Annotated in this window: 19 protein-coding genes and 3 pseudogenes; 17 read left to right on the plus strand and 5 right to left on the minus strand. The window is 40.3% G+C overall.

What is annotated here, in order from left to right; genetic code table 11:
• Positions 1-4: 4 nt before the first annotated feature.
• The 6 genes and pseudogenes from V8V91_RS06870 to V8V91_RS06895 all read left to right on the plus strand — a co-directional run bounded on the left by V8V91_RS06870 (position 5) and on the right by V8V91_RS06895 (position 2,914).
• Positions 5-211 carry a hypothetical protein gene (locus tag V8V91_RS06870; protein WP_373399433.1) on the plus strand — a complete coding sequence of 69 codons (207 nt, stop codon included), beginning with the start codon at positions 5-7 and terminating at the stop codon, positions 209-211.
• Positions 208-1,364: pseudogene (locus V8V91_RS06875) on the plus strand (alpha-glucuronidase family glycosyl hydrolase); the annotation flags it as partial. The gene V8V91_RS06870 and the pseudogene V8V91_RS06875, both read left to right, overlap by 4 nt.
• Before the next feature lie 21 nt (positions 1,365-1,385).
• Entirely contained in the window at positions 1,386-1,736 is a 351-nt protein-coding gene (locus tag V8V91_RS06880) for a hypothetical protein (protein ID WP_373400636.1), read from the plus strand.
• Entirely contained in the window at positions 1,720-2,163 is a 444-nt protein-coding gene (locus tag V8V91_RS06885; protein ID WP_373399434.1) for a hypothetical protein, read from the plus strand. Before V8V91_RS06880 ends, V8V91_RS06885 begins: the two co-directional genes overlap by 17 nt.
• 89 nt (positions 2,164-2,252) lie before the next feature.
• A complete protein-coding gene (locus tag V8V91_RS06890) occupies positions 2,253-2,462 on the plus strand; it encodes a hypothetical protein (RefSeq protein ID WP_373399435.1) in 210 nt (69 codons plus the stop codon).
• A complete protein-coding gene (locus V8V91_RS06895; RefSeq protein ID WP_373399436.1) occupies positions 2,459-2,914 on the plus strand; it encodes a hypothetical protein in 456 nt (151 codons plus the stop codon). Before V8V91_RS06890 ends, V8V91_RS06895 begins: the two co-directional genes overlap by 4 nt.
• A 106-nt stretch (positions 2,915-3,020) precedes the next feature.
• Here V8V91_RS06895 and V8V91_RS06900 read toward each other — a convergent pair.
• Positions 3,021-3,856, minus strand: a pseudogene (locus V8V91_RS06900) (lysophospholipase).
• Between the two features lie 421 nt (positions 3,857-4,277).
• Between V8V91_RS06900 and V8V91_RS06905 the strand changes: the two are divergent.
• Together V8V91_RS06905 and V8V91_RS06910 are read left to right on the plus strand one after the other, a co-directional pair.
• A complete protein-coding gene (locus tag V8V91_RS06905; RefSeq protein WP_373399437.1) occupies positions 4,278-4,550 on the plus strand; it encodes a DJ-1/PfpI family protein in 273 nt (90 codons plus the stop codon).
• 126 nt (positions 4,551-4,676) lie between these two features.
• On the plus strand, positions 4,677-5,900 hold the full coding sequence (locus V8V91_RS06910) for a serine hydrolase domain-containing protein (protein ID WP_373399438.1): 1,224 nt from the start codon (positions 4,677-4,679) through the stop codon (positions 5,898-5,900).
• 81 nt (positions 5,901-5,981) lie between these two features.
• On the opposite strand, the gene V8V91_RS06915 is transcribed toward V8V91_RS06910, so the two are convergent.
• Positions 5,982-6,815, minus strand: a complete 834-nt coding sequence (locus V8V91_RS06915) for a 1,4-dihydroxy-2-naphthoyl-CoA synthase (protein ID WP_205643537.1) — start codon at positions 6,813-6,815, stop codon at positions 5,982-5,984.
• Between the two features lie 105 nt (positions 6,816-6,920).
• Here V8V91_RS06915 and V8V91_RS06920 point away from each other — a divergent pair, with 105 nt between their 5' ends.
• The 3 genes from V8V91_RS06920 (at position 6,921) to V8V91_RS06930 (ending at position 8,405) form a co-directional block, all read left to right on the plus strand.
• Entirely contained in the window at positions 6,921-7,253 is a 333-nt protein-coding gene (locus V8V91_RS06920) for a hypothetical protein (protein WP_373399439.1), read from the plus strand.
• A 178-nt stretch (positions 7,254-7,431) separates the two neighbouring features.
• Positions 7,432-7,989: a hypothetical protein gene (locus V8V91_RS06925; protein ID WP_373399440.1), complete on the plus strand. Its 558-nt coding sequence runs from the start codon at positions 7,432-7,434 to the stop codon at positions 7,987-7,989.
• The gene (locus V8V91_RS06930; protein WP_373399441.1) at positions 7,986-8,405 is read left to right on the plus strand and encodes a DUF2141 domain-containing protein; all 420 of its coding nucleotides are present in this window, start codon (positions 7,986-7,988) and stop codon (positions 8,403-8,405) included. The genes V8V91_RS06925 and V8V91_RS06930 overlap by 4 nt, the downstream gene beginning before the upstream one ends.
• On the opposite strand, the gene V8V91_RS06935 is transcribed toward V8V91_RS06930, so the two are convergent.
• Together V8V91_RS06935 and V8V91_RS06940 are read right to left on the minus strand one after the other, a co-directional pair.
• A complete protein-coding gene (locus V8V91_RS06935; RefSeq protein ID WP_373399442.1) occupies positions 8,402-8,791 on the minus strand; it encodes a 2OG-Fe(II) oxygenase in 390 nt (129 codons plus the stop codon). The genes V8V91_RS06930 and V8V91_RS06935 overlap by 4 nt on opposite strands.
• Positions 8,788-9,012, minus strand: a complete 225-nt coding sequence (locus tag V8V91_RS06940; protein ID WP_373399443.1) for a hypothetical protein — start codon at positions 9,010-9,012, stop codon at positions 8,788-8,790. Before V8V91_RS06940 ends, V8V91_RS06935 begins: the two co-directional genes overlap by 4 nt.
• A gap of 73 nt (positions 9,013-9,085) precedes the next feature.
• Here V8V91_RS06940 and V8V91_RS06945 point away from each other — a divergent pair, with 73 nt between their 5' ends.
• Together V8V91_RS06945 and V8V91_RS06950 are read left to right on the plus strand one after the other, a co-directional pair.
• Entirely contained in the window at positions 9,086-9,844 is a 759-nt protein-coding gene (locus V8V91_RS06945; RefSeq protein WP_373399444.1) for a hypothetical protein, read from the plus strand.
• 203 nt (positions 9,845-10,047) lie between these two features.
• Positions 10,048-10,995 carry a hypothetical protein gene (locus V8V91_RS06950; protein WP_373399445.1) on the plus strand — a complete coding sequence of 316 codons (948 nt, stop codon included), beginning with the start codon at positions 10,048-10,050 and terminating at the stop codon, positions 10,993-10,995.
• Here V8V91_RS06950 and V8V91_RS06955 read toward each other — a convergent pair.
• A complete protein-coding gene (locus V8V91_RS06955; protein WP_373399446.1) occupies positions 10,985-11,755 on the minus strand; it encodes an XRE family transcriptional regulator in 771 nt (256 codons plus the stop codon). The genes V8V91_RS06950 and V8V91_RS06955 overlap by 11 nt on opposite strands.
• Before the next feature lie 558 nt (positions 11,756-12,313).
• On the opposite strand from V8V91_RS06955, the gene V8V91_RS06960 reads away from it, so the two are divergent.
• The 4 genes and pseudogenes from V8V91_RS06960 (at position 12,314) to V8V91_RS06975 (ending at position 16,251) form a co-directional block, all read left to right on the plus strand.
• Complete coding sequence (locus tag V8V91_RS06960) at positions 12,314-12,970, plus strand: carboxypeptidase-like regulatory domain-containing protein (protein WP_373399447.1); 657 nt, start codon at positions 12,314-12,316, stop codon at positions 12,968-12,970.
• Positions 12,971-13,056: 86 nt separating this feature from the next.
• The gene (locus V8V91_RS06965) at positions 13,057-14,877 is read left to right on the plus strand and encodes an outer membrane beta-barrel protein (protein ID WP_373399448.1); all 1,821 of its coding nucleotides are present in this window, start codon (positions 13,057-13,059) and stop codon (positions 14,875-14,877) included.
• An 11-nt stretch (positions 14,878-14,888) separates the two neighbouring features.
• Positions 14,889-15,089 carry a hypothetical protein gene (locus V8V91_RS06970; protein WP_373399449.1) on the plus strand — a complete coding sequence of 67 codons (201 nt, stop codon included), beginning with the start codon at positions 14,889-14,891 and terminating at the stop codon, positions 15,087-15,089.
• Between the two features lie 176 nt (positions 15,090-15,265).
• Positions 15,266-16,251: pseudogene (locus V8V91_RS06975) on the plus strand (LLM class flavin-dependent oxidoreductase).
• The last annotated feature ends 18 nt before the right edge of the window (positions 16,252-16,269 follow it).

A 16,269-nucleotide genomic window follows, 5' to 3' on the forward strand; every position in this document is an offset into this window, starting at 1 on the left:
GACTATGCAAAAACCCATCAACCTACTCCTATTGTTCGTTTCCCTTTGGCTAGGCAATTGCTTTTCTTCCTTCGGAAATGATGGCTACAAACTTTGGTTGGACTACCAGCCCCTGCCCAACTCGACCCTTCAAAATGATGTTACAGAATTACTTTCTGGAGTCTATTTTTTGGAGAAAATCCTACCTATGAAGTCATCAAAAAAGAGCTGAATAGAGCAGCGGAATCCTGGGTTGGAAACGCCCCCAGTTTCAGACAGGAAAGGTTGCAATCCGCTACATTTTATTTAGGTACCCGGCAAGAATTTTCGCAGGTTTTATCCTTGGACCAACAGGCCGAAATTAAGGCGCTTGGTGAGGATGGCTTTTGGACAGGGCCAGTGGAAATTGATGGTAAATGCTATTTTTCAATCATTGGAAACACACCCATAGGAGTACTTTATGGGACATTTCATTGGATCAAAACTGTCCAAAGTAAAACTTTTAATAAAAACTCAATTCATTCTGATAGTCCGAAAGTTAAAGTACGCATGTTAAACCATTGGGATAATCTGGACAGAACAGTGGAAAGAGGCTATGCCGGCTTTTCAATTTGGGACTGGCATAGACTTCCTGGGTATGTTGATCCCAGGTATATAGACTATGCCCGAGCAAATGCTTCCATTGGAATTAATGCTGTTTCCTTAACCAATGTGAACGCAAATTCCTTGATCTTAACCACCGACTTCATGAAGAAAGTGAAAGTGCTTGCTGACATTTTCAGACCCTATGGAATTAAGGTATTTCTGACTGCCAGATTCTCTGCTCCCATTCAGATCGGTGGTTTGGAAACTGCCGACCCGTTAAACGATCAGGTCATGGATTTCTGGAAAGAAAAAACTGCTGAAATCTATTCGTACATCCCGGACTTTGGAGGCTTTTTAGTGAAGGCAAATTCAGAAGGGCAGCCAGGTCCTCATGAGTACGGAAGAAACAATGCCGAAGGTGCCAATATGCTTGCAGATGCCTTGGCCCCCATGGAGGGTTGCTGATCTGGAGGGCTTTTGTGTATTCCTTTCAAGAGGATCAAGATCGGCATAAACAAGCCAATTTTGAATTTGAACCCCTAGATGGGAAATTTAGGGACAATGTCATTATCCAGATAAAAAATGGAGCCATTGACTTCCAACCTAGGGAACCCTTCCATCCATTATTCGGAGCCATCAATCAAACCAATGTGGGAATGGAATTTCAGATCACCCAGGAATATCTGGGACAAGCTACCCAATTGGTTTTCCTAGCTCCCATGTGGGAAGAAGTATTACAGACGAACATCTATAGACCTAAGCCAAGCACTACGGTTGCAAGTCTCTTGGAAGGCACTGAAACGAACCAAGACCTTACCTTAATGGCAGGTGTTTCCAATATTGGAACGGATAGAAACTGGACTGGTCACCTATTTGGCCAAGCCAATTGGTATGCTTTTGGAAAATTAGCTTGGAACCCCGATGCCAATTCAGCTGATATTGCTGAAGAATGGATTAAATTGACTTTTGGTCAAAAACCTATGGTCGTTTCGAAAATTGAGGAAATGATGCTCGATTCACATGAAGCGGCTGTGGATTATATGACTCCTCTAGGACTCCACCATATCATGGGAAGAAGCCATCATTACGGGCCAGGCCCTTGGGTGATGGGAGGTCGAGCAGATTGGACCGCCCCTTTACCATCAAGCCGACAGCTTGGGAATCGGGTTTGATAGAACTAGTACCGGAAGTGATGCATTGAGCCAATATGCCCAGGAAATTCAAGAGGTTTGGTCAAACCCCAATGAAATACCTGAAAAATACCTGCTTTGGTTCCACCATTTACCTTGGGATTTTAAATTGAAAGACGGACATACCTTATGGGAAGGAATAGCCTATCATTATGATCGAGGGGTAAAGGAAGTGAGGGCCATGCAGCAAACTTGGACCAGTTTAAAACCTGAACTAGATCCGGAAGAATTTGAGCATGTCCGCCAATTGCTAAACATTCAGGAGGAGGAAGCAGAATGGTGGAGAAATGCCTGTTTACTTTATTTTCAAACATTCTCAAAAAGGCCATTCCCCAGTGATATCGAACAACCTGAAGGAGATTTGGAATACTATAAAAGCTTGATGTTCCCAAATGCTCCAGGAATTTAAGAGGGGAACCAGGTTCCATACAAGCGAATATTTATTTCAGGATTTGATGGAGAATTGACTAAATTAAGTAGGAATCAGCTTTTGTTCCCATGAATAGACTTCATCTTTTCGAATTCGAAGATCTGCCATGGTTTCCGGGTTTTCTTCGAAATTATGGTACTGATTTCCTTCAGTTTTTGTCAAACAAAACAAACATGTTTGTTCCCCTGATTCCTTGGATAGAAAAAGGACTGCAATCCGTTGGGACAAACCAGATCATTGATTTGGCATCTGGGGAGGCGGAGGAATCCTGTCTTTGAAACAGGAATTGATTGCAAAATACCCTGAGACCACTATTCTTCTCACAGATTACTTTCCAAACCTAGCAGCGTTTGAATATACTGTCTCCCAAGCTACTAATATAGCCTATTCAATGGAGGCAATTGATGCAAGAGCGGTTCCGGAAAAGTATTCGGGATTACGGACCCAATTCCTTTCTTTCCATCATTTCCGCCCTAAAGATGCCGTCCAAATTCTGGAAAATGCAGTGACTACTCGACAGCCGATCTTTATTGCAGAGGGTCAGGAAAGATCTTTAACTAGCATGTTAGCGATGTTCTTCTCCCCTATTACCGTAGTGCTCTCTACTCCTTTCATCAGACCATTTAATTTTGGGAGGCTGCTTTTTACATATCTGATTCCTATTGTGCCTTTATTCGTTTGGTGGGATGGAATAGTATCTTGCCTAAGAACCTATTCGGAGGGGAAATGAATGACTTAATAGCTCAAGTAAAAAATCGTGATCAATTTCATTGGGAAGTAGGGAGGGTCAAATCTGGTCCCGCTTATCTTTTATTTTTATTAGGAACTCCCAAAACTTAAATTTTTTCTTTTAGCCAATTCACAAGTATCTCCATAACTAACTCGCTATCGGTATCATTGATCAATTCATGATACCCTCCGGGTATCAGCCTTAATGTCTTATCAATAGAATTAGATTTTTTAAACAGAAGTTTTGACCCTTCAGGATTGGTTAAGGTATCACTGGTACCATGAAGTAATAAGACGGGTTGGTCAAATTCACCCGCCTTCTCTTGAATGTATTTCATCATATTGAAAATTTCAGTAGCTGTCCTTGCGGGATAGGCATCTTTATAAACCAGCGGATCATCCAAGTACCGCTGTACTTCCTTCTTCAATTTTGAAATTCCCTTGGGGTCAAGTTTTAAAGCCTTTAGCCTAGGAAAAAATCTGCTAATTAATCCAGAAATAGACTTTAGAATTTTTGGAGTATTGGGATCTTCCATGATGGCAGGACTACTTAGAATCACTCCATTTAATTCAGGGTTATATCTCAGTACATAGGCAGCGGCAAATCCTCCCCCATACTATGCCCATATAGAAAAACAGGAAGTGATTTTTGATAGTTTTTTGCTTTTTCAAATAGCACGTGAATATCTTCCAAATAGCTTAAATACGAGTCAAAATATGCGTCCGGTCCATTTGGCACAGACTTTCCATGTCCTCTACCATCAAATGTGAAAACAGAAATCCCAATTGAAACCAAGTTTTCTGCCAACACGGAATACCGGCCACTATGCTCGCCTAGCCCATGAACCAATAATAAAGTGGCCTTGGGATGATCTGATATCCATGCCTGCAAGTAAAGTTTCACTCCATCAGGGGCCACATATGTGCTCTCAAAATGATTCATAAACTATTTATTAAACCTTACTATGAAAATGCAAAGATTTAGCCGTTATCCAAGAATGTTTTTTAATCCATTTCCGTTGTATAAGCAGAAACCAAATTTTTCAACTTAAACCACACGTAAAATGAAAAAATCTTATTTCTAACAGGCGATTTTGCAGAAGATTATGAGACCATGGTTCCTTTCCAAATGCTGGAAATGGTAGGATTTGAAGTACACGCCGTCTGCCCTGGAAAGAAAAAGGGGAAACCATCAAAACTGCTATCCACGATTTTGAAGGAGACCAAACGTATACAGAAAAGCCTGGTCACAATTTTACTTTGAATTACACCTTTGATGAGGTGAAACTTGAAGATTATGCCGGAATTGCCATCGCGGGGGAAGGGCCCCTGAATATCTACGGTTAAATTCCAAAGTTTTGGACATGGTAAGACATTTCTTTGACACCAATAAACCTGTTGCCGCAGTTTGCCATGGGATACAAATATTAACTGCAGCAGGCGTGGTTAAAGGGAGAAAGCTTACCGCCTACCCGGCTGTAGGACCTGAAGTCACCATTGCAGGAGGCGATTTTCATGAGATTCCCGCCACAGATGCCTTGGTGGATGGAAACCTCGTTACCTCACCTGCTTGGCCTGGACATGCTGCCTGGATCAGAGAGTTTTTAAAGGTGCTAGGTGTAAAAATTGAAATCTAAACTCACTTTATTAACTAAATCAAGCCCTTTCGTTCTGCATGAAAGGGCTTTTCTGATTGTAAACAGTCCGAATTCATTACCTTATCTTAGCATTCGTAATTTCAATAACTAATAACCCAACCCAAGATGCTTAAATCCAAACTTTTCCCTTCTGCATTACTTCTCTTTTTACTAAGCTTTGGAGTATTTGCCCAATCAGTAATCCATGGGCCAAGTCGCATTTCTTTAGATCGCTTAGCCCGGTACGAATCTGTGATAGAAGAACAAATTGAGGAAGGTCATATTCCTGGGGCAGTCACTTTGGTATATAAAAACGGAGAAGTGATCCAACATGAAGCTTATGGAGTAAGTGACATCAATTCCAATGAACCCATGCTCAAAAATCAACTATTTTTCATCCAATCCATGAGTAAGCCCATCATCACTACGGGTATCATGATGCTTTATGAGGAAGGGTATTTTCAGCTGAATGACCCAGTAGAAAAATATTTGCCTTGGTTCAAAGATTTCAGAATAGCGAACGATCCAAGCCAAGGAATTGCTGGAGGAACTCGGGCTGCAAAAAACAAAATCACCATTGCTCAACTTCTTAGTCATACGGCTGGTTTTTCGCATGGAATTGCAGCAGGAAAGCTAGAAGAGGAAATTAGAGAAGCCATGTATGGCTCTCCTCAAGAAAACATTGAAAGCCGGGTAAAAACACTGGTGAGCTTACCCTTGATTGGCGAACCGGGAGAACAATGGTATTATTCAGCTTCTCCGGATGTGCTTTCTTTATTGATAGAAACATTTTCTGGGATGAACACGGCAGATTTCCTACAACAACGATTGTTTGACCCATTAGAAATGAAAGACACCGGGTATAATCTGAATGAAGAGCAACAAAAAAGGATGGTTCAGGTACATACCATGGATGGTAATGGGAAATTGATCAAGCAGGAAAACCAAACACCCACTTCTGGAAACACTGTCTTTGGAGGTACGCATGGACTATTTTCCACAGCTGAAGATTATTTAAAATTCTCCCGAATGCTTTTAAATGGAGGGGAGTCTAATGGGATTCAATTCCTAAGCCCAAAAACCATAGAAATAATGACCATGGATCAGGCAGATGGCTTATATGATGGAGCAGGACATGGGTTCGGGTTCGGGTTTGCCGTGTTGGAAGACCTAGCGAATGCCAAGAAATTGGGTTCGGTTGGCCAATACTTTTGGAGTGGAGCCTATTGTACTTTCTTCTTTATTGATCCTAAAGAAGACCTGATTTCTATTTTTATGACCCAAATGAATCCGTATAGCAATTATTGGGGAGATAAGATGAGACAAATGGTCTATCAATCTATTCAATAGCCTAAGAAAAAGCCTCAAAACAAGGAGGATTCAACTCTTGTTTTGAGGCTATGTTGTATGGTCAAAAACTTTTCTCTTCGCTTAAGGAATCCATTTATTGGAACCGAAATTAGGCTTTCTCTTTTCCAAAAACGCATTTCTACCTTCTTTCGCTTCTTCTGTACCATAGGCCAATCGAGTAGCTTCTCCGGCAAACACCTGTTGGCCAACCATCCCATCATCCGTCAAATTCATGGCAAATTTTAGCATTTTGATGGAAGTAGGTGATTTTTCCAATATTTCTTGGGCCCACTCATAGGCTGTAGCTTCCAACTCTTCATGAGGAATCACAGCATTGACCATTCCCATTTCAAAAGCTTCCTGTGCGGAGTAGTTTCTTCCCAAGAAGAAGATTTCTCTCGCTTTCTTTTGACCAACCATTTTAGCCAAGTAGGCAGATCCATATCCTCCGTCAAAACTGGTTACATCTGCATCAGTCTGCTTGAAAATAGCATGCTCTTTACTAGCTAAGGTCAAATCGCAAACCACATGCAAACTATGACCACCTCCTACAGCCCATCCCGGGACTACTGCAATGACTACTTTTGGCATAAATCGGATCAGTCTCTGGACCTCCAATATATTCAATCGATGGTAACCATCTTCTCCTACATACCCTTGATTTCCTCTTGCCTTCTGATCACCTCCTGAACAAAAAGCCCAGCCCCCATCTTTGGGAGAAGGTCCTTCCCCACTCAATAATACTACTCCTATGGAGGTATCTTCTTGCGCATCATAAAATGCGTCGTAAAGCTCGGAGGTTGTTTTTGGACGAAAAGCATTTCTTACCTCAGGTCTGTTAAAAGCAATTCGTGCTACGCCATTGCACTTTTTATAGGTGATATCTTCGTATTCTTTTGCAGTAATCCACTCCATGATGATCAAATTTTAAGCTGAATTTTCGCTGCAAGATAACAGGCTTCGCGGAAAAATGTTGTTAGTTTGCTGCTCTACTTTCATCAATCAAAGACCTGCATCTCCATGTTTGAATTGATAATTGGAACAAAAAGGTATTCTTCCCAAGAAGATTTCATACATACACCTTCTGGTTTACCGGATTTTGCCATCCCTGCATTCACATTTTGCAATGCATGGTTGGCAGGCCAAGAATCTTTTGAATTGCAAACTTCAGGATCTACAGGCACTCCCAAATCTATTCAGGTTCTACGTTCTCAAATGACGGCAAGTGCTTTGGCTACTCAATCCTTTTTTGGCATCACTGCCGGAACAGAAATGCTGTGTTGCATGAATACCCAATACATCGCGGGAAAGATGATGTTGGTCCGGCTATGGTTTGGAATTGCCCAATGCTAGTCGTTGAACCGAGTTCAAAACCGCTTTCCGACCTTCCTACCCACTTCTCGCCAAAATTTGTGGCCATGGTTCCTTTGCAAGTGGAAGATTGTTTATCCACAAATCTGAAGGAATTAAAATCTTTAGAATATCTAATTATAGGAGGTGCCCCTGTTTCAAAAAGCTCAAGTCCTCTATTTTGAAGGAGGGTTTAAATGCATACCAGACCTATGGGATGACAGAAACTGTTTCCCATATCGCCATCGCAGCATTTGAAGAAGGGGAGCTGATGTATAAGCCCCTGCCAGAAGTGGAAATAGGACAGGATTCTAGAGGAGCACTTTGGATAAAATCCGCGATGAGTAACTACCAAACCATTCAAACCAACGATTTGGTGGAATTGCATGAAGGCAAGCGATTTTCTTGGTTAGGAAGAGCAGATTTCGTGATCAATACTGGAGGGATTAAACTTCATCCAGAAATTTTAGAATCTAAAATTGAAAGTAGTATCCAACCTTTTTTCCCTAATCACTCCTATTTCTTTTATGGGGCGCCAGATGAGAAGTTGGGGCAAAAACTGATTTTAGCCATTGAATCGTTGGGACCTGAAACTGAAAAGGCAGAAAATTTGCAAAGGGTATTAAAGGAAGTCCTTCATAAATATGAAATCCCCAAAGAAATACGGCTAATCCCTGAGTTTAAACGTACAAGGACAGGTAAGATTAACAGACCAAAGACCATTCAAACTATAACATGAACTTGCTAGTTGCGCTATTCATTTCTTTTTCCTCTTTCATTTCACCTTTAAAAGGAGAAATCCATTTAATTATAGAAGAAACTGAAATCAATAAAGGAGTGGTTCAGGTACTTTTATTCAACAATAAAGATGGTTTCCCTTCAGAAATAAACAAGGCTATAAAAAAGTTAAGCCTTCCTGTAGTGAACAAAAAGGCCGAAATTGTTTTAACAGATATTGATCCTGGAGAATACGCATTTTCTGTTTTTCACGACCAGGATATGGATGGAGAAATGAAAAAAAACCAAATTGGATACCCTTTGGATAAATTTGGTTTCTCTAATAATCCTTCTCTATTATTTGGACCTCCAAGTTTCAGTAAAGCATCTTTTAAAGTCAAAGACAAACCAGTGACAGTCAAAATAAAATTACGTTAATCAATATCCCTTAGCCAACCCGTAATACTTATTCGTTCTTTTTTAGTGGGCATTACTTCATGAGGAATCTCTCCGCTCAAAAAAACTACTAATCTTCCTCCTTTGGGTAGTACATCTAAGATTTTCTCAGAACCATCCTCTTGGGGTAGGTACATTCTCAACATTCCTTCATCCTCTTCCTTCCATGAATCATTCAAATAAATGATCACGGTCACCAAACGATAGAGAACTTGTTGAAATTGATCCATATGTCTGACATAAAATGATCCAATGGGGTATCTGGCAAAATGTGCCTCAAACGACTTCAAGCCCAGGTAACAGCGCTGGTTAATCGCCTTTCTGATTTCTTCTACCTTAGCCCAGTATTGCCGCTCAAATTTGTTCAAGTTATCCGAGTCAATCCACAAAACCTGGTCATTTCTGATCTCAGTTCTGACTTGCTTTTTTCGCCCTTTCCAACTGCAGCAATCCTAAATTTTCCTGCTTCCAACAGCTCTGACTGTTCCTTTAATAGGGATACCCTAAGTTCTTCACTGATAAAATCATCAATTATCGCATAAGATTTATCGTAAATCTCGGAGGCGATACGCTCTGATATTGATTCCATATGTTGTGTTTAACCTTGCAAATAACTTCTATTTCATCGAAAAAAATTACTTTTGCGCAAAGCAAATTTTATCATGCCCAAACAAGAAGAACTTACAGGATTGGAAATTGAGTTTGATTCCGGAATAATCCCACCCCCATATAGTCATGTTTATAGGATTTCTCTTGACTGGAGCAAAGGTGAATTGAGTTGCAAATTAGATCTACATTATACTGACCGAGATGAAATCAGTGAGGCAGAAATCTTCGATGAAGGTTTCACTTTACAAGATGACTTTTCTTATGAAGGCCCTCTGAACAAAACCTGGATCAAGGCAATTCAAAACAAACTTTCGGAAACCAAGTGGTCAGGTAAAAGCCTGGAAGAGGGAGGAATTATTCTAAAACTTACAGAATCCGGTGTTCAGGGAAAGGTAAAAATCCCTACAGATCAAGATGATTGGATGGTCTTTGGTCAAGATATCATCCAGGCTATCTATGAAACTGCCCAGAAAGAAGCTCCTCTTACTATTCATTATCGACAGGTTACTTCAGATAAAATTCAAGATTGTTCGATCACCATCCGATTTTCAGATAGGGAAGTAATATTTATGGAAGGAGATGAGGAGCGAAACATCAATTGGGAATATACCGTGCAGTTGATGAAATTGATCTTCACGCCAGATTACAACTATGAAATAGCCAAAGAAAATCCAGGCATCAAACGTGGAGCTTACATTGAATGCGGGGATGGTTTATGGCATGAATTAGGAAAGGGCGTGGTTAACATTGACCCTTCAAATGATGTAGTAAGCAAAATCAAAGAAATATTTAGTGATTTATTGGAAGAATAACAATCCGAACAACTCTTCCATACATCCTATTTTTTATTAAATTAGTCCCTGACAATCAGGGACTTTTTTATGGCTGACAATAAAATTTTCGTAAGCTATCGCCGTCAGGATGCTTCTGGAGAAGCAGGAAGATTAGTAGATCATTTGCAAGAAATCTATGGGGAAGACAGTGTTTTTTAGATGTAGAAACCTTAGAAGCAGGTTTGGATTTCATCCAAGCCATAGAAAAAGCGCTAAACTCCTGCAAAGTACTGATTGCGATGATTGGACCTCATTGGCTCAACATTCAAGATGCTGAAGGAAACCAACGAATTTTTAATGAGGGAGATTTTATTAGAATAGAGATCTCTGCCGCTTTAAAAAGGGATATCAGAGTGATTCCAGTCCTGGTCAATGGAGCCGTGATGCCCACTGCTGATCAATTACCTGAAGACCTCCAAGGCCTAACCCGACGACATGCCCAGGAAATTAGCAGTTCCCGGTGGAAATATGATTGCGATCAATTGGTGGCCGCTCTGAGCAAAATCATCGAACCCAAACCTCAACCGGTCAAACCTGCTCCTATCTCCCCTAATGCAGCAAAACAGAAAAGTTGGTTAGCTAAAAATTACCTTTGGTTACTTGGTGGATTAGTAGGGCTCATCGTTTTGATTCAATTATTGAGTTTGCCGGAAGAGGATGCTATTTACGATGATTTTGAAGAGAATACTGAATTGACTAATGGACTTAGCCAACCTACTGAGAAAGATTCTTCACCAGCCCAAGTCCCAGAAGAAAAGCCCACGACTACCCAAGACAATTCTTTTCAAGAACCCGAAAATTCTACTTCTACTGAGGAAGTCTATGTAGATGAAATTACAGGGTACTGGCTTTTATCCGATCCTCAAGGTAATACAAGCACCCTGGTTTTTAACCAATATGATGATTCCGTTGAGTTTTTGGAATACAACATATACGAGGTGGAAGTTGGGGAAGGAAACGGCAGCATTTCAGGTACCCAATTAACGGCAGATTATTATAACTCTTTAGTACAGATCAGCGGTAAGTTAATACTTAATACCTCCAATGCAGGAGGAAGTTGGGTAGGCACCATATCCTTCCCAACACTGGGAACAACCACTAATGTTTCTATGCAACGGATCAACCCTTGATCTTCCTTAAATCTGCTTGGATGTCCTGAATCATCTCACCTAGATCTTCCAAGGTAATGGGCTTCTTTTTATCCCCTGGATTGGGAAAATCTGTACTGATAAAGGCTTTTGACTCCCATGCTTCTAACACATCTTCTCCTCGAATCTCAAAGGGTTTGTAATGATCATTATCTGACACTAAGAAAAGCTTTCCGTTCTCATTTAAATAATTAAACACCCGCTTATAGACCACCCCTTCCGTGGCGGTAACCAATACATAGGTCTTTCCACTTTTAATGTCTTTGAGCTGGTCTACATAAGATCCGATCACAATGGTACCAGGAATCAAAGGAAGCATGCTATCTCCTGCCAGTTCAAATGCACGGTAGGTAGCGTTTTGGGAAAGATTGGGAAGGTTAAACTGGGGTAAGCTTTCCATATATTCCGGGTCCGAATACCCATTGAGATAGCCCGCGGAAGCCTTTTGTGGCACCATGGTGATATTCTCTTTTTCATCATTGGTCGCGATGGTCAAGATATTAATCCCCCTTTTTTGAATCGCTTTCCTTCCTTTTGTTTCAATATCATGATTCAACAATTCTTCCAACCCCACATCCAAAATTTCACTGAGTAACTTCAAGGTTTGAAGTTTTGGCTCAGACCTTCCATCTTCATATGCAGAAATCATGGTCCGCTGTACCGCTAATTTTTCTGCCAGCTCATTCTGCGTAATCCCCTGTTGTTTACGCAAAAATTTAAGATTAGAGGAGAGGAAACTCATGCCGAGAATAAATAAAAATTGTGATCATCCTGCGTAGGCTGCAAAGGAAAAAATGGGTTCATATTTAATGCCGCTGATCTTCTTCTCTCCATGCGCATTTTTATTTCCTCAATTATTTCTCCCACCGATTTTGGCTCCGTCATCAATAAATAACCATACTGAGGTTTTTCCTCATCCTCAATAAAAATTTCACTTGACGGTTTCCAGATGCCAAGGTTTTTGAAGTAATGCTGATTTTATCCTGATTTTCCATAACACTGTGATTTAACAGTAGCTAATTTACAAATGTTACTTTTATAAACATTCAAATGATCAAAAAATCAACATTTAAATCTGACAAAAACTGTCAATTCTATACAATTATTTCATTATCAGAGGATAATACCGACCACTTCCCCTCAAACCTCCTTTACAAAATGACTGCTTAATAACTCATTTGACCGCTTAGAGAATAATACCTATTTATTTCTCTATATAAGCGCGTTCTTTGACCCGAATCAAAACCTATTAAACCAACGCTTGTTATTTATATAAAGCAAGAATTCCAAAACCAACTACATGAAATTTTATTTAACTCTATTATTTTTTATTGGAGCTAGTTTCTGCGCCTTTGCACAAATCTATTCGGTGAAAGGTAAAATCATCGATGCTGACTCCGAACAAAGTATCCCCAATGCCACAATCCTCCTTTTAACATTTTCGGATTCTACTCAAGTAGATGGAATGATTTCTGACTTGGACGGAAATTTTGATATCGAAGAAATCAAGGAAGGAGAATACCTCCTCAAAGTGCAATATTTAGGATATCAAGATTTATTTAGAACCATTCAGGCCTCCAAGGATCTTGAATTGGGTAATCTTTTATTACGGGAGACTGCCACCGAACTAGGAGAAGTAACGGTCACTGCAAGAAGATCTACGGGCAAGCAAAAAAGTGATACTACTTTGTACAATGCCGATGCATTTAAAACCATGAAAGATGCAAGTGCGCAATCTTTAGTGGAAAAATTACCTGGTGTAGCCATGATTGATGGGGCCCTGCAAGCTCAGGGAGAATCCATTGCACAGATTTTAGTGGATGGCAAACCTTTCTTTGGGGGAGATGTTCAGACTGCTCTCCAAAATTTACCTGCAGAAGTAATCCAAGGAATAGAAATTTTTGACCAAAAAGTGAAAAGGCCCAACTCAGCGGTTTTGATGATGGGGAACGCTTAAAAACCATCAACATTGTCACCAAACCCAATAGAAGAAAAGGCCAGTTCGGAAAAGTATCGGCTGGGTATGGAACAGACGATCGCTACTTGCTAGGAGCTAGTATCAATGCCTTTAATGAGGACCAACGAATTACTTTTACAGGTCTAAGCAATAACATCAACGTCCAGAATTTCTCCTCTGATCCCAATGCGCAAGGAAATAATAGGCCGCAGAACGGAATTATAAAAACCAATATTCTTGGGGTTAATTACTCAGATCTATGGGGTGAAAAAATAAAGGTTAGCGGAAGTTATCTCTATAGAAATAGAGAAAACAATGGGATTTCTTCTCTTTTTAGAGAATATGTCACTGATGCGAATGATGGTCAAACCTATACTGAAAACAGCCGAAATACCAGGACTAATCAGGAACATCGTTTTGACATGCGGTTGGAATACAATATTGACGATAAAAACAGGATTGTTTATCGTCCAAGATTTTCTGCTGCCAATGATCGGGAAAACTCCTATTTCTTAGGAGAATCAGTCAATATAGACGGTCCTCTTAATCAGACTGAAAACGTCCGGACAGCTGACAATGATGACTTCGATATAGACAATCGGTTATACTATGGTCATAAGTTCGACAAGGAAGGCAGATCACTTACCTTAAGGGCAAATGCCGGATACCATTGGAATGAGGACCTGGCTTTTAGAAGGGCAGAAAACCTTTATTTCCAACCTACGGAAAGAACAGAAATCATCAACCAGCAAATTTCCAGGGACAGGACTGGAACGAATTGGCAAACAGGAATATCTTACACTGAACCTATTGGAAAGCATGGGATGATGGAAATTGAATATGAAATCGGAAACCGTGCTGATGATTCTGATCAACTTACGTTCGACATCCTAAATGAAGATCTATCTGGCTTGGATCTCGAATTGGATACCGCTTTGAGTAATAGTTTTGAAAGTAAATACGTCAGGCAAGAAACAGAACTCGGATACCAATTCAGAAAAGAAAAAGTTCAAATACAAATAGAGGGAGAATATCAACATGCAAAACTGCAAAACGATCAATTTTTCCCTGCTCCTTTTGACTTACAGAGAACATTTGAAAGCTTCCTGCCGACCGTTCGATTTGATTACAAATTCTCGGACAATACCAATATGGAGTTGGACTATGATACCAATACCGATGCCCCTTCCGTTCAACAACTGCAAGGTGTAATCGATAATTCCAACCCACTTCAATTGAGAACGGGAAATCCTAATTTGGATCAGTCTTATTCCAATCGAATCCGATTAAGGTTTAGGAGCAGAAATCCGGATACCGATAAATCCTGGTTTGTTTTTGCACAATCAAGATTAGTGGAAAACTCCATTGCCAATAGTTCCTACATCGCAGATGAAACCACAGAACTTCCAGGGGGAATCATCTTGGAAAAAGGATCTCAGTTATTTAGACCTGTGAACCTGGATGGTTTTCAGGACTTCAGATCTTGGGTTAGTTATGGGATGCCTGTAGACTTTATCAAGTCTAATTTGAATATCAATGGTGGCTTTAGCTATAACAAAAGACCTGGTCAGGTCAATGATGAGTTGAGTTTCAATAACTCTACTAGGCTAAGCACCGGTATCTCCATCAGTAGTAATATCAGTGATCAAGTAGACTTCAATATTTCTACCAGGATGTCTTTCAACAATGTCGAGAATACCTTGAACTCCAATTTGAACAACAAGTACTTCAACCAAAGAACCAGATTGAATTTCAGTTGGATCATTTGGGAGGGTTTTGTCTATCGAATGGACCTGAACCATCAAATCAATTCTGGACTTTCTGAGGGCTTTGACAATAACTTTTTACTCATGAATATGAGTATCGGAAAAAAGTATTCAATAATCAAAGAGGAGAAATTTCACTGAATGTATATGACATGCTTGGTCAAAATACCAGTGTGAGAAGAAACGTAACGGATGTATACATTGAAGATGTTCAAAATAATGTTCTCCAAAGATACTTCATGCTTACTTTCTCATTTAATATCCGAAGATTTAGCAAAGGTATGGACATGAATGATTACAACGATATGATGAATAGCGGTGGGGACCGCCGTAGGGACCAAGACACCATCTAATACCAAAAGGCTCAAATAAGTTGAGCCTTTTTGTTTTATCCTGAACTTCTAAAGACCTAATAAAAATCAACCAGAAGTCAGCATTAATTTAAGGGTAAAGAAACTTTTTTGAGGATCATTTCCATTAGATAACAGGTCTGATGATTAGTCAGCCCAGTACCAATTGAAATACTCAAATGACAGTACCTTATTCGTTACTTGACCTTTCTATTATTCGAGAAGGATTTGACGCCTCAGATGCCTATTCCAGAAGTTTGGCTTTGGCACAACAAGCCGAAGAGTTAGGTTATACCCGTATGTGGTTAGCCGAGCATCATAACATGGCCTTTGTGGGTAGTTCCGCTCCTCAGATTTTAATAGGACACTTGGCTCAAGGCACCAAAAAATCCGACTCGGGTCTGGGGGAATCATGCTTCCGAATCACAGTCCTCTGATCATTGCAGAACAATTTGGAACCTTGGCCACTTTGTTCCCCAATAGGATTGATTTAGGGTTAGGCAGAGCACCTGGCACCGATCAAACGACCGCCACAGCACTAAGAAGAGGACGTCACGAATCAGTTCAAGAATTCCCCAATGACCTGGATGATCTTCAGCAGTATTTTTCTGAAGATAATCTTGACTCAAAAGTCAGGGCATTTCCGGCAGAAGGCCTGAATGTACCCTTGTATTTATTGGGTTCCAGTATGAGTTCTGCCGTTTTAGCCTCCAAAAAAGGATTGCCCTATGCTTTTGCCAGTCATTTTGCACCTGGTTATTTGATTCAGGCTTCTCGATACTATCGGGAGAATTTCCTGCCTTCCGAACAACAAAAAACGCCCTATTTCATCTCTTGCGTAAATGTCATTGCTGCTGATTCTGAAGCCGAGGCACATTATTTGGCAACTTCCTTTTTCCAAGCTGCCCTCGGTGTCATCAGAGGCACTTCTTACCCTCTTAAGAAACCCGTAAAAAGCATGGAAGGAATCTGGACTGAACCTGAAGCTGCTGCCATTCAAAATATGATGGCATGTACCTTCATTGGAACAAAAGAAAGTCTAAAGCCTCAGTTCGTAAGCTTTTTCGATCAAGTCCAAGTTGATGAATTAATGATCAGTTGCAATATTTACGATCCTGAAAGAAGACATAGATCGCTTGAAATCGCCGCTGAAATATTGAATTGAAAAACAAATCCCCGAGCC

Source organism: Algoriphagus halophilus (genome assembly GCF_041729275.1).
Taxonomy (GTDB): domain Bacteria; phylum Bacteroidota; class Bacteroidia; order Cytophagales; family Cyclobacteriaceae; genus Algoriphagus; species Algoriphagus halophilus_A.

Excerpts from the sequence above, each read along its gene's own strand:
- V8V91_RS06870 (WP_373399433.1), top strand. The coding sequence starts at position 5 with ATGCAAAAACCCATCAACCTACTCCTATTGTTCGTTTCCCTTTGGCTA.
- V8V91_RS06880 (WP_373400636.1), top strand. The coding sequence starts at position 1,386 with ATGGCAGGTGTTTCCAATATTGGAACGGATAGAAACTGGACTGGTCAC.
- V8V91_RS06890 (WP_373399435.1), top strand. The coding sequence starts at position 2,253 with ATGAATAGACTTCATCTTTTCGAATTCGAAGATCTGCCATGGTTTCCG.
- V8V91_RS06905 (WP_373399437.1), top strand. The coding sequence starts at position 4,278 with ATGGTAAGACATTTCTTTGACACCAATAAACCTGTTGCCGCAGTTTGC.
- V8V91_RS06910 (WP_373399438.1), top strand. The coding sequence starts at position 4,677 with ATGCTTAAATCCAAACTTTTCCCTTCTGCATTACTTCTCTTTTTACTA.
- V8V91_RS06915 (WP_205643537.1), bottom strand. The coding sequence starts at position 6,815 with ATGGAGTGGATTACTGCAAAAGAATACGAAGATATCACCTATAAAAAG.
- V8V91_RS06920 (WP_373399439.1), top strand. The coding sequence starts at position 6,921 with ATGTTTGAATTGATAATTGGAACAAAAAGGTATTCTTCCCAAGAAGAT.
- V8V91_RS06930 (WP_373399441.1), top strand. The coding sequence starts at position 7,986 with ATGAACTTGCTAGTTGCGCTATTCATTTCTTTTTCCTCTTTCATTTCA.
- V8V91_RS06940 (WP_373399443.1), bottom strand. The coding sequence starts at position 9,012 with ATGGAATCAATATCAGAGCGTATCGCCTCCGAGATTTACGATAAATCT.
- V8V91_RS06945 (WP_373399444.1), top strand. The coding sequence starts at position 9,086 with ATGCCCAAACAAGAAGAACTTACAGGATTGGAAATTGAGTTTGATTCC.
- V8V91_RS06955 (WP_373399446.1), bottom strand. The coding sequence starts at position 11,755 with ATGAGTTTCCTCTCCTCTAATCTTAAATTTTTGCGTAAACAACAGGGG.
- V8V91_RS06960 (WP_373399447.1), top strand. The coding sequence starts at position 12,314 with ATGAAATTTTATTTAACTCTATTATTTTTTATTGGAGCTAGTTTCTGC.
- V8V91_RS06970 (WP_373399449.1), top strand. The coding sequence starts at position 14,889 with ATGCTTGGTCAAAATACCAGTGTGAGAAGAAACGTAACGGATGTATAC.